Origin of the sequence: Pseudomonas sp. PS01301 (assembly GCF_029960215.1) — a bacterium.
Taxonomy (GTDB): Bacteria; Pseudomonadota; Gammaproteobacteria; order Pseudomonadales; family Pseudomonadaceae; genus Aquipseudomonas; species Aquipseudomonas coleopterorum.
On the sequence record NZ_JASCPM010000071.1, the window covers coordinates 1 to 12,237 of the forward strand.

The 12,237-nt window shown below is 63.4% G+C and carries 12 protein-coding genes; 8 read left to right on the forward strand and 4 right to left on the reverse strand.

Annotated features, from left to right (window positions below):
- Positions 1–134 precede the first annotated feature (134 nt).
- Positions 135–1,118: a tripartite tricarboxylate transporter substrate binding protein gene (locus QMX89_RS21765; protein ID WP_049860713.1), complete on the reverse strand. Its 984-nt coding sequence runs from the start codon at positions 1,116–1,118 to the stop codon at positions 135–137.
- A gap of 281 nt (positions 1,119–1,399) precedes the next feature.
- On the opposite strand from QMX89_RS21765, the gene QMX89_RS21770 reads away from it, so the two are divergent.
- Both QMX89_RS21770 and QMX89_RS21775 read left to right on the forward strand, forming a co-directional pair.
- The gene (locus QMX89_RS21770; protein ID WP_049860714.1) at positions 1,400–2,071 is read left to right on the forward strand and encodes a response regulator; all 672 of its coding nucleotides are present in this window, start codon (positions 1,400–1,402) and stop codon (positions 2,069–2,071) included.
- Positions 2,064–3,446, forward strand: coding sequence for a sensor histidine kinase (locus QMX89_RS21775; protein ID WP_282349841.1), 1,383 nt, complete (start codon positions 2,064–2,066; stop codon positions 3,444–3,446). The genes QMX89_RS21770 and QMX89_RS21775 overlap by 8 nt, the downstream gene beginning before the upstream one ends.
- On the opposite strand, the gene QMX89_RS21780 is transcribed toward QMX89_RS21775, so the two are convergent.
- Entirely contained in the window at positions 3,443–4,255 is an 813-nt protein-coding gene (locus tag QMX89_RS21780; protein ID WP_282349842.1) for an HDOD domain-containing protein, read from the reverse strand. The genes QMX89_RS21775 and QMX89_RS21780 overlap by 4 nt on opposite strands.
- A gap of 74 nt (positions 4,256–4,329) precedes the next feature.
- Positions 4,330–5,271, reverse strand: coding sequence for a folate-binding protein YgfZ (locus QMX89_RS21785; protein ID WP_282349844.1), 942 nt, complete (start codon positions 5,269–5,271; stop codon positions 4,330–4,332).
- A 126-nt stretch (positions 5,272–5,397) separates the two neighbouring features.
- Here QMX89_RS21785 and QMX89_RS21790 point away from each other — a divergent pair, with 126 nt between their 5' ends.
- Together QMX89_RS21790 and QMX89_RS21795 are read left to right on the forward strand one after the other, a co-directional pair.
- Positions 5,398–5,652 carry a succinate dehydrogenase assembly factor 2 gene (locus tag QMX89_RS21790; protein ID WP_043187050.1) on the forward strand — a complete coding sequence of 85 codons (255 nt, stop codon included), beginning with the start codon at positions 5,398–5,400 and terminating at the stop codon, positions 5,650–5,652.
- Positions 5,636–6,088: a protein YgfX gene (locus QMX89_RS21795; RefSeq protein WP_282349845.1), complete on the forward strand. Its 453-nt coding sequence runs from the start codon at positions 5,636–5,638 to the stop codon at positions 6,086–6,088. The genes QMX89_RS21790 and QMX89_RS21795 overlap by 17 nt, the downstream gene beginning before the upstream one ends.
- Here the strand turns inward: QMX89_RS21795 and nadB are convergent.
- Entirely contained in the window at positions 6,057–7,673 is a 1,617-nt protein-coding gene (gene nadB, locus QMX89_RS21800; protein WP_282349846.1) for an L-aspartate oxidase, read from the reverse strand. The genes QMX89_RS21795 and nadB overlap by 32 nt on opposite strands.
- Before the next feature lie 566 nt (positions 7,674–8,239).
- Here nadB and rpoE point away from each other — a divergent pair.
- The 4 genes from rpoE (at position 8,240) to QMX89_RS21820 (ending at position 12,110) form a co-directional block, all read left to right on the forward strand.
- Positions 8,240–8,821: an RNA polymerase sigma factor RpoE gene (gene rpoE / locus QMX89_RS21805; protein ID WP_011535354.1), complete on the forward strand. Its 582-nt coding sequence runs from the start codon at positions 8,240–8,242 to the stop codon at positions 8,819–8,821.
- 30 nt (positions 8,822–8,851) lie between these two features.
- Entirely contained in the window at positions 8,852–9,445 is a 594-nt protein-coding gene (locus QMX89_RS21810) for an RseA family anti-sigma factor (protein ID WP_049860721.1), read from the forward strand.
- A gap of 8 nt (positions 9,446–9,453) precedes the next feature.
- The gene (locus QMX89_RS21815; RefSeq protein ID WP_282349848.1) at positions 9,454–10,404 is read left to right on the forward strand and encodes a MucB/RseB C-terminal domain-containing protein; all 951 of its coding nucleotides are present in this window, start codon (positions 9,454–9,456) and stop codon (positions 10,402–10,404) included.
- A gap of 320 nt (positions 10,405–10,724) precedes the next feature.
- Entirely contained in the window at positions 10,725–12,110 is a 1,386-nt protein-coding gene (locus QMX89_RS21820; RefSeq protein ID WP_282349849.1) for a DegQ family serine endoprotease, read from the forward strand.
- Positions 12,111–12,237 lie beyond the last annotated feature (127 nt).

The following is a 12,237-nucleotide window of genomic DNA, read 5'->3' on the forward strand; positions in this document are numbered from 1 at the left end:
GTGAAGAGTGACGGTGGTGGTATCAGGGACAAAGCCTTCGCGGGCAGAGACCCGCTCCCACAGGTCTGCACATTCTGAAACCTTGTGGGAGCGGGTCTCTGCCCGCGAATGGGCATCACACAGCCCCAGCCCGATTACTGAACCAGCCCGAATTCCTTGGCCAGGGTCTTGTACTCGGCCACCTGTTTCTTCACGTAGGTATCCAGCTCCGGCCCGGTCATGGCAAACGGGAACAGCTCGCGCTGGTCACGCAGCTTGGCGAACTCTTCGGACGCCAGCAGCTTGTCGAACGCCGCTTTCCACCAGTCGTATTCCGCGTCGGTCACTTTCGGCCCGAGGTAGAAGCCGCGCACCACCGGCCAGACAATGTCGTAGCCCTGTTCCTTGGCGGTCGGGATGTCCTTCATTTCCGGCTCGTCCAGACGCTTGTCGGAGAACACCGCGAGCAGCCGCATGTCGCCGCTGAGGATGTGCGGCATGGAGTCGGAGATGTCGGTGCTGCCCACCTGGATGTGGCCGCCGAGCAGGGCCGTGGCGATTTCGCCGCCACCTTCCAGGGCCACATAGCGCAGGTCGCGTGGGTTGATCCCGGCGGCCTTGGCGATCAGCGCGGTCTGCATCCAGTCCTGGCTGCCGACGGTGCCGCCGGAGCCGATCACCACCTTGCTCGGATCGGCCTTGAGCGCCTTGACCAGGTCATCCAGGGTCTTGTACGGCGAGTCGTTCTTGACTGCGATGGCGCCATAGCTGGTACCGACCGCCGCCAGCCAGCGCACGGCGCTTTCGTCGAAACGACCGAACTTGCCTTGAGCCAGGTTCAGCAGCGAGCCGCTGGACCAGGCCACCAGGGTTCCCGCATCGGCCGGACGCTGGGCCACCACGGCGTTGTAGGCCACGGCACCGACGCCGCCAGGCATGTAGGTCACACGCATGGGCTTGGACAGCAGTTTCTCGTTGACCAGCGCGCTTTGGGCGAGTTTGCAGGTCAAATCGAAGCCACCGCCAGGCGAGGCTGGGGCAATGCATTCAGGACGTTTGGGTTCTTCTTGGGCGAGCAGTGGGGCACTGATGAACAGGCAACTGACGGCCAGGGCAAGCGGACGCATGGCGCGGATCATGGGTGTTTCTCCATTGTTGTTCTTGTTATCGAAAACGTACGGTGACGTTTGCGTGGCAGGTCTCTGGGTACCCGCCTTGCTGAAACCATATGTTGCGAACCTTTCACCAAGCTTTCAGTGGCTGCCAATCTGCCAAGACTGCTTCACAGCGCGGCGCGGGCCTGTAAACTCGGGCCCATAAAGCGCTTGATGAGCCGTTCGCGCAAAGTTTCGGTGGCAGCCAGCACCGGACTGCGGCGGCATCATCTCGACCTGAAAAAGATTGGCCGTGAGGAATACCGATGCGTGTCCTGCTTGTAGAAGATCACCTGCAGTTGGCCGAAAGTGTCGCCCAGGCGCTCAAGGCCACCGGCCTGACCGTCGATGTGCTGCACGACGGCGTGGCTGCGGACCTGGCCCTGGCCAGCGAGGAATACGCTGCCGCCATATTGGATGTCGGCCTGCCCAGGCTCGATGGTTTCGAGGTGCTGGCGCGCCTGCGGGCGCGGGGCAAGAACCTGCCGGTATTGATGCTCACCGCGCGCAGCGACGTCAAGGATCGCGTCCATGGTCTGAACCTGGGCGCCGACGACTACCTGGCCAAGCCTTTCGAGCTCACCGAACTCGAAGCCCGGGTCAAGGCGCTGCTGCGGCGCACCGTGCTTGGAGGAGAGCGGCAGCAGCGCTGCGGTCCGCTGGCCTACGACCTGGACACGCGCCGCTTCACCCTGGGCAAGGAGTTGCTGACCCTCACCTCCCGCGAGCAGGCGGTGCTCGAAGCGCTGATCGCCCGGCCAGGGCGGGTGATGAGCAAGGAGCAGTTGGCGGCCCAGGTGTTCGGGCTGGACGAAGAAGCCAGTGCCGATGCCATCGAGATCTACGTGCATCGCCTGCGCAAGAAGCTCGACAAGCAGCCGATCGCCATCGTCACCTTCCGGGGTCTGGGCTACCTGTTGGAAAGCCGCGATGCGTGAGGTCAGCAGCCTGCGTTGGCGGTTGCTGTGGAACCTTGCGATGCTGCTGGTCTTCCTCATGCTGGCCAGCGGCCTGAGTGCCTATTGGAATGGTCGGGAGGCGGCCGATACGGCCTATGATCGAACCCTGCTGGCGTCGGCGCGTACCATCGCCGCCGGGCTGTCCCAGCGCGATGGCACACTCAGCGCGGACGTGCCCTACGTGGCGCTGGATACCTTCGCCTACGACAGCGCCGGGCGTATCTATTACCAGGTCAACGACATCGACCACAAACTGATCTCCGGCTACGAAAACCTGCCGGCGCCGCCCAAGGGCACGCCGCGCACGGACGATTATCCAGCCCTGGCCACCTTCTACAGCGGTCGCTACCTGGGCCAGGACGTGCGCGTGGTCAGCCTGCTCAAGGCCGTCAGCGAGCCGAACATGATCGGCATGGCCGAGATTCGCGTGGCCGAGACCGAAGAGGCGCGCGTCTCCATGGCTCGCAGCCTGATGGCCGACACCCTGTTGCGTCTGGGCATGCTGGGCATCGGCGCGTTGCTGCTGGTGTGGATCACGGTCAGCGCAGCGTTGCGGCCATTGGAGCGCCTGCGCGACGAAGTCGAGGACCGTCAGCCCGATGACCTGCGGCCCTTGCCATTGGTGGAAGTGCAGCGCGAGCTGTGGCCGCTGGTGCAGGCGCTCAACCATTTCACCGAACGCCTGCGCGTTCAGTTCGAGCGGCAAGCGCAGTTCATCGCCGATGCCGCCCATGAGTTGCGTACGCCGCTGGCCGCGCTCAAGGCACGCGTCGAGCTAGGCTTGCGTGCCGAGCAGCCGGAGGTCTGGCGGACCACGTTGCAGGAAGCGGTGCAGGGCACCGACAAGCTGACCCACCTGGCCAACCAGTTGCTGTCCCTGGCCAGGGTCGAGAACGGCGCCCGGGCCATTGCCGAAGGCGGCGCCCAGCGTCTGGACCTGAGCCAGCTGGCGCGCGAACTGGGCATGGCCATGGCGCCTTTGGCCCATGGCCGGGGGGTAGCCTTGGCACTGGAGGCCGACCAGCCGATCTGGCTGCGCGGCGAGCCGACGTTGCTCAACGAATTGCTCAGCAACCTGGTGGACAACGCCCTGGCCCATACCCCGGCTGGCGGCAACGTCATCCTGCGTGTGCTGGCCCCCGGCATCCTCGAAGTGGAGGACGACGGGCCGGGTATTCCGGCAGATGAACGCGATCGCGTGTTCGAGCGTTTCTATCGGCGCAACCCGCACAGCGCCGGTACCGGGCTGGGCCTGGCGATCGTCGGCGAGATCTGTCGCGCCCACATGGCGCGGATCAGCCTGCACGATGGCACCCGAGGCGGTTTGAAAGTGCGTGTCGACTTTCCGCTCTAGCTGAGCAGCGTCTGCGCGTGCATCAAGTCACTGGCCAGCAGCACCGGGCTCTGCTTGATCTCCAGGCGTTGATACGCCGGGTGTTCGACCAGGGTCGGTAGGCCGGTGTTATGCGGCAGGCGCAGCAGGGTGGCGATCATCACCAGGTCGCCGTAATTGGTTTCGGTGTTGTCCCGGTTCAGATCGAGAAACTGGCCGGGCACCTTCGCCAGCATCGCCGGAAAATCCCATTTGCGCAGGATACGGTCGCCAATCCGAGGGTGAATGTGCTCGATCACATGGCTGAGGCAAACCGGGTCAGCGAGCAGTTCGTTGCGCTCCTGAGCGTAGGTCAGAATCGGCAGTACGCCGATCTGGTGCACCAGGCCGGCCAGGGCGGCGCGGTCGGGCTTGAGCGAAGTGAAACGCCGCGCCAGTTCGGTGCACATGCCCGCAACCTCCAGGCTGGTTCGCCAGGCCTCGCGCATGCGACTCTGCACGGCAGGGGCGCGGGCATGGAAAATCTGCTCGATCACCAGACCGATGGCCAGGTTGCTGCTGTAGTTGACACCCAGGCGATTGATCGCCGTGCGCACGTCGGTCACTTCGAAGCTGGCCCGCAGCAGCGGGCTGTTGACCACCTTGAGCAGACGCGCCGAGAGCGCCGCGTCCTGGCCGATGACCTGGCTGAGGCGATTGACGCTGACGTTGTCGTCCTCCGCCGCTTCGCGGATTTTGATGGCCACTTCCGGCATGGTCGGCAAAACCAGGTCGTCTCGCTCGATGGCGGCCAGCAAGTCGCGTTGTACTGTATCTGCCAGCTGGTTCATTCGGCGCCTCGGCATCGCGGTGGTAGAGTGCGCAGGCCCTGTGCAGGGCGCTGCTAGCGCTGGGCAGGACGCTGCTAGCGCTGGATTTCTCGGTCTCGATCAAGTGTATAGGGCAAGGTGAGAAGTTCCAGCGCCGGACCTTCAAGGCTGCCCAGATGGATGCGACCATCTTCGACGGCGTTGTCTTGGAGTACTGCCAAGGCCTCATAGCCATCGGCCGTCGGTGCGGCCAGGGCGATCTCGCCGATGGCGCTGCCGTGCACCGGCGAGAACAACCCGGTACCTGGCTCCGGTCGTGTCGAGCCGGCCAGTCGAACGTGGTAAAGGCGGCGCTTGAGCTTGCCCAGGTACTGCATGCGCGCGACGATTTCCTGGCCGGTGTAGCAACCCTTCTTGAAGCTCACGCCGCCCACGGCCTGCAGGTTGAGCATCTGCGGGATGAACAGCTCGCGGGTCGGTTCCACTACTTGACCGATACCGGCGCGGATCTGCCCCAGCAGCCACTCGTCGAGCGAGCCCTGAGCCAATTGTTCACCCAGCCGCGCGGCCAGATTTTCCGCTTGCTCGGCAGGCGCCCACAGCTCGGCTCGGGCGGGGGATACCCGTACCGCGATCAGCGCGCCATGGCGCACCACCGCGTCGGTTTCCAGGGGCAGTTGCAGGTCCAGAGCAGTCAGCGCGCCATCGCCATGCTGTACGCCGAAACGCACCCAGGCATCACTTTCGTCTGTCAATTTGGACTTGGAGAACACGGCGTACTTTTTCAGGTCGGCCAACTGCGCTTCGACCAGGCCGCGGGCCATGGCCAGCACGCAGCCATCGCCTTGCAACAGGATGCGGAAGCTGGACTGCATGCGGCCTTTCTGGGTGCAGCGCGCACCGAGGCTGGCAGTGTGCTCGTCCAGGTAGTTGAGATTGCAGGTCAGCTGGCCCTGCAGAAACTTGCTGGCGTCCGAGCCGCGAACGGCCAGGACGCCCTCGTGGGCCAGGGTGCAGAACATAGCGGTATCGGACATGGGTCATCGCTGAGTTGAAAAGAATGGACATCATCATAGAGCCCCGCACCGGGGGAATGCTATCCCCGCCGCCCTGACACCCCACCGGCGCCTCTGTATACTGCGCGCCTACTCAAGGAGCCCCCCATGGTCGAAAACGTTGAACTCAACCGGCTTTACTGGCACAGCCGCCGCGGCATGCTGGAGCTGGACGTGTTGCTGGTGCCTTTCGTCAAGGAAGTCTATCCCCACTTGAATCAGGTGGATCGTGACCTCTATGTGCGCCTGCTCGAATGTGAAGATCAGGACATGTTCGGCTGGTTCATGGAGCGCAACGAATCGCAGGACCCCGAGTTGCAGCGCATGGTCCGGATGATTCTGGACCGTGTCCAGCCCAAGTAACCGCTTCGAATGCCACTGGCAGCCTTCACGACGGCTGCTGGCGCTCTACGCACTGGCGCAGGCCGCCGCCTGGCTGGCGAACGGCTTGATGGAGGCGCCGGTGCTCGTGCACCTTGCGGCCGGGGTGCTGTGCATTGCGCATGGGCTTTATGTGCTGCCGCGAGAGGTGTTACTCGCCCATCCCCAGGCCGTCACCGGTTTGCGTCGCGATCGCAGTGGCTGGTCGGTGTGGACCGAGGCCGATGGCTGGCAGGCGGTGCAACTGCGTCCGGACAGCATGGCGCTGCCGCAGGTGGTCATTCTGCGCTTTCGCCTGGCCGGCCAGCGTCGCGTGCGCAGCGCCTGTGTGCTGCCCGACGGCCTGGACGCAGACACCCACCGGCGCCTGCGCCTGCGCCTCAAATTCAGCCGACGAAGGTGGGCGGCTGCAGGATAGTGTCCTGTGCCTGCGGCAGCAGGTCCGGATAGTCCAGCGTGTAATGCAGGCCGCGGCTTTCCTTGCGCTGCATGGCCGACGCGATCATCAGCTCGGCCACCTGTGCCAGATTGCGCAGTTCGATCAGGTCGCGGCTGACCTTGTAGTTGCTGTAGAACTCGTCGATCTCGTCGAGTAGCAGGCGCACTCGATGCTGCGCGCGCTGCAAGCGCTTGGTGGTGCGCACGATGCCCACGTAGTCCCACATGAAGCGACGCAACTCGTCCCAGTTGTGGGCGATGATCACGTCTTCGTCCGAATCGGTCACCTGGCTCGCGTCCCACTGCGGCAACGGCCCGGGCGCTTGGGTCTGGTCCAGTTGCGCGACGATGTGCTCGGCAGCCGAACGCGCATAGACGATGCACTCGAGCAACGAGTTGCTGGCCATGCGATTGGCGCCGTGCAGGCCGGTGGAGCTGGTCTCGCCAATGGCGTACAGGCGGGGGACGTCGGTGCAGCCATGCTCATCGACCAGCACGCCGCCGCAGGTGTAGTGCGCTGCGGGCACCACGGGAATGCGCTGGCAGGTGATGTCGATGCCGAATTCCAGGCAACGCTGGTGCACCGTCGGGAAGTGGCTGCGCACGAAGTCCGCCGGCTTGTGGCTGATGTCCAGGTACACGCACTCGGCGCCCGTGCGCTTCATCTCGTGGTCGATCGCGCGCGCGACGATATCGCGTGGTGCCAGCTCTGCGCGCGGATCGAAGCGCGGCATGAAGCGTTCGCCATTGGCCAGCGTGAGCAGGGCGCCTTCACCGCGCAGCGCCTCGGTGATCAGGAAACTCTTGGCCTGGGGGTGGTAAAGGCAGGTGGGGTGGAACTGGTTGAATTCCAGATTGGCCACGCGACAGCCTGCGCGCCAGGCCATGGCAATGCCATCGCCGCAGGCGCCGTCGGGGTTGCTGGTATAGAGGTAGACCTTGGCAGCGCCGCCGGTGGCCAGGACGGTGAAGCGCGCTCCATGGGTGTCCACTTCACCGCTGCGGTGATCCAGCACGTAGGCGCCCAGGCAGCGATCCTCCGTGCGGCCCAGGCGCCGTTCGGTGATCAGGTCGACCGCGGCGCACTGTTCCAGCAACTCGATATTCGGACGCAGACGCGCCTGGGCCAGCAGGGTGTCGAACAGGGCCGCACCGGTGGCATCGGCTGCATGAATGATGCGACGCTGGCTATGACCACCTTCACGGGTCAGGTGGAAGGGAAAGCCGGTATGTTCCGGATCCGAATCATCCTCGCGGGTGAACGGCACGCCCATCTCGACCAGCCACTGAATCGCCGCGCGGCTGTGCTGCACCGTGAAGCGCACCGCTTCTTCATTGCACAGGCCGGCGCCGGCGTCGAGGGTGTCCTGCACGTGAGCTTCCACGCTGTCGGAGTCTGCAAGCACGGCGGCGACCCCGCCTTGGGCCCACGGTGTGGAGCCGTCGCCGAGCCCGCCCTTGCTGATGACCGCGATGCGCAGCGTGGCGGGCAACGCCAGCGCAAGGCTCAAGCCCGCGGCTCCGCTACCGATTACCAGAACATCGTGTTGCCGTTGCTTACCCATTCGAAGGTCATCCGCATGCCGAAAGTAATGTCGCGTGAGTCACCATCCACCGCGCCGTTCGCGCCCGTTGTGCACATCCCGCTGGTATATCCAAGGGGGTAGCGGCACAATAGCGGCACCTTCGACACACGAGGGAATCGTTTCCCACCGGTATGGCGCGGCATTTATAGCAGCCACATCGAGGCTTGCGCTATGGCGGCAGGCACTTTGGGCAGGTAGTCGGTGCTGAACCACTTCAGTGCCAGGAATTCATGGCCTTTGTGTGTAGGGCTTCACCTTCGTATTTGTGGGAACTTTCCTAGAACCCCTGCAATCAATAGAAGGTTGCCCGTAAGAAGGAAACAATGCCGAACAACGAGCGCACCGGCTAGGTCCGGGTGCTGTCATCGGTGAAAAGATTATCGGCGCAGCTCGGCACGTTCGAGCTGCGCTTTCCGTGCAGGCTTGATCCGGGCCTGCGGGAAACTTGCCTGGAGGGGAGAACTTTTGCGAATAGCCCGAGTCTATGGTTGCAAGCCTGAACGATGGCCTGAGCAGCGCTCCTTCCGGACCCATGAGGAGTGTTCATGCTAACCCAGGAAGAGGATCAGCAGCTGGTCGAGCGTGTACAACGCGGTGATCGGCGAGCTTTCGATCTGTTGGTGCTGAAATACCAGCACAAGATTCTCGGGTTGATCGTGCGATTCGTGCACGACACCCATGAAGCCCAGGACGTGGCGCAGGAGGCTTTCATCAAGGCCTACCGCGCATTGGGCAATTTTCGCGGAGACAGCGCGTTCTATACGTGGCTGTATCGCATCGCCATCAATACGGCGAAAAACTATCTGGTGTCCCGCGGACGCAGGCCACCGGACAGCGACGTAAGTTCTGAAGATGCGGAGTTCTATGACGGCGATCATGGCCTCAAGGACCTCGAATCTCCAGAACGTTCATTGCTGCGCGATGAGATCGAAGGCACCGTCCATCGAACCATCCAGCAGCTGCCTGAAGACCTGCGCACGGCACTGACGCTGCGCGAGTTCGATGGTCTGAGTTACGAAGACATTGCCAGTGTCATGCAGTGTCCGGTGGGGACCGTGCGGTCGCGGATTTTCCGTGCCCGGGAAGCCATCGACAAAGCCCTGCAGCCGTTGTTGCAGGAATCCTGAGACAGCGGCGATAGCCAAGAGAGGAACGCCATGAGTCGTGAAGCCCTGCAGGAATCGCTGTCCGCAGTGATGGATAACGAAGCGGACGAATTGGAACTGCGTCGGGTACTGACCGCGTTGGACGATGTCGAGGTCCGTGCTACCTGGGCGCGTTACCAGCTCGTTCGTGCCGTCATGCACAAGGATCTTCTGGATCCGCGTCTGGATCTGTCGGCGGCGGTGTCGGTAGCCATTGCCGAAGACATCGCCCCAGCCCCGGCTGCTCGCGGCCCGTGGCGCAGCCTCGGTCGTTTGGCCGTTGCAGCATCGGTGACCGTTGCCGTGCTGGCCGGTGTTCGCCTGTACAACCAGGACGACATCACCGGGTCCGAGCTCGCTCAGCAGCAGCCAGCCCAGCAAGCCCCGTCGACCCCGATGGTGCAAGGTCCAGCCGTGCTGGCCGGTTACACACCGGACAGCTCCGATGCGCCAGGCCCGATGGCCAGCGGTGTGCTCAAAGGCGAAGAAGGTCTGAACGACCAGCGTCTGCCAGGTTACCTGCGTCAGCATTCGCAAGAAGCCGCTGCCAAAGGTTCTGACAGTGCACTGCCATCTGCCCGCTCCGCGAGCATGGAAAACCGTTAATCCCGATCATGCGTGCGGTCCTGTTTCTGCCAATTCTACTTGGCCTGGCCGCACCGGCCATTGCCGCACCCGATGCGGCTCAATGGCTGGACGCAATGGCGCAAGCCGAGCGTACGCAGGATTTCCAGGGGACGTTCGTCTACGAACGCGACGGTGACTTTTCTACCTACCAGATATGGCACCGCGCCGGTAACGGCGCGGTGCATGACCGTGTGCTCAAGCTCGACGGCGTCGCCTCCGAGCGCGTGCAGACCGACGGGCGGCTGACCTGCATGACAGGCAGTCCAGCGGCCGGGGTTGGCAAGGCGTCCGGCAGCGCTGTCGCGACCCTCGATCCGCTCAAGCTGATGTCGTGGTACCAACTGCGTGTGGCCGGTGCTTCGCGAGTCGCCGGGCGCGACGCTGTGGTCGTGACCATGGTGCCGCGTGATCGTGACCGCTACGCCTTCGAAATGCACCTGGATGCGCACACGGGGCTGTTGCTCAAATCCCTGTTGATCGACGCCAAAGGCCGCCTGCTCGAACGTCTGCAGTACACCCAGCTTCAGCCAGGAGCGCCTGCGCCTGCCGACTTGAAGGCGACGCCAAATTGTAAGCCTGTGTTGCATGCGAGCAGCGGTTCAGCCCCCGGCAATGCCCTCGCATGGCAGGCCAATTGGGTACCTGCCGGCTTCGAATTGGCGCAGACCGCTCAGCGCAAATCTTCGGCCAGCAATGCTGATGTGACCAGCCTGCTGTACGCCGATGGCCTTGCGCATTTCTCTGTGTTTCTCGAACCGCTCAATGGCGCCTCTGCGCGTGATACCCGTGTGCAGCTGGGTCCCACGGCAGCCGTGTCGCGTCGCCTGAAGTCTTCGGATGGCGAAATGATGATCACCGTGGTGGGTGAAATTCCCTTGGGTACAGCGGAGCGAATTGCCCTGTCGATACAGCGGCAAGACATTCATGCCGTACGCTGAATGGTACGTGCCCCATGGCGCGGTCATGGCCCTCGCTAACGCTTCATGCTTGGATAATCATCGAGCGTTAACGTGAAACCTGTTTCATCCGGGTTGCAAACCGCCGGATTTTTTCTTATAGGTCAGTGCTTCGGGGGCGAGCTTTTTTAGTCGTTACAGGTTCGCTGCCGTGCGCCGCAGTCAAGCATGGATTCCGCTCTGCGCTGAATTTGCCTTCAGCGGCTGCACAACCCTATTGCTCAACCACGCTCGTTACGAACGGGAGCCGTATGTCGATACCACGTTTCAAACCCTTTCTTTCACTGTTCGCGGCAGTGCTGATGCTGGGCCAGATCGCCAGCGTCCAGGCTGAAGCGCTGCCTGATTTCACGACTCTGGTCGAGCAGGCGTCGCCCGCGGTGGTGAACATCAGTACCACGCAGAAACTGCCGGACCGCGGTGTGGCTGCCAGCCAGATGCCGGACCTGGAAGGTCTGCCGCCGATGTTCCGCGAGTTCTTCGAGCGCAACATGCCGCGCGGTGGCCCACGGTCCCCGCAGCGCGGGGATCGCCAGCGCGAGGCGCAGTCGCTGGGCTCGGGGTTCATCGTTTCGGCTGACGGCTATGTGCTGACCAACAACCACGTGATCGCCGATGCCGACGAAATCATCGTGCGTCTGTCCGACCGCAGCGAACTCAAGGCCAAGCTGGTCGGCACCGATCCACGGACCGACGTGGCGTTGCTGAAAATCGATGGCAAGAACCTGCCCACGGTGAAGCTGGGTGATTCCGCCAAGCTTAAAGTGGGCGAATGGGTGCTGGCCATCGGCTCGCCGTTCGGCTTCGACCATTCGGTGACCAAGGGTATCGTCAGCGCCAAGGGGCGTACCTTGCCCAATGACGCCTACGTGCCGTTCATCCAGACCGACGTGGCCATCAACCCAGGCAACTCGGGTGGTCCGCTGTTCAACATGAATGGTGAAGTGGTGGGTATCAACTCGCAGATCTTCACCCGCTCCGGTGGCTTCATGGGCCTGTCCTTCGCCATTCCGATCGACGTGGCCCTGGATGTGTCGGATCAGCTCAAGAAAGACGGCAAGGTTAGCCGCGGCTGGTTGGGTGTGGTCATTCAGGAGGTCAACAAGGACCTGGCCGAGTCGTTCGGTCTGGATAAGCCGGCCGGCGCACTGGTCGCGCAGGTGCTCGAAGACGGCCCGGCCGCCAAGGGTGGCTTGCAGGTGGGTGACGTGATCCTGAGCATGAACGGCCAGCCGATCGACATGTCGGCCGACCTGCCGCATCTCGTGGGCGGTCTCAAGGCCGGTGCGAAGGCGAGCCTGGAAGTGATCCGCGAAGGCAAGCGCCGCACCATCGACGTCACCGTCGGCGCGATGCCCGATGACGATCAGGACCTGGATGCCGGTGCCAAGGCCCAGACCGAGCGTAGCAGCAACCGCCTCGGCGTCTCCGTCGCGGAACTGACGGCCGAGCAGAAGAAGTCGCTGGAGCTCAAGGGCGGCGTGGTCATCAAGGAAGTGCAGGAGGGTCCGGCGGCACTGATCGGCCTGCAGCCTGGTGATGTCATCACCCACCTGAACAACCAGGCCATCGAGTCGTCGAAGCAGTTCGCCGACATCGCCAAGGGCCTGCCGAAGAACCGTTCGGTGTCCATGCGCGTGCTGCGTCAGGGGCGGGCGAGCTTCATTACCTTCAAGCTGGCCGAATAAGCTTGGTGTAGGTGAACGAAAGGCGACCTTCGGGTCGCCTTTTTTCATGGCCGGTTGTGTGGCCTTCGCGGGCAGAGCCCCGCTCCCACAACCTTATGGCGTGCGCCGCTTTGTGGGAGCGGGACTC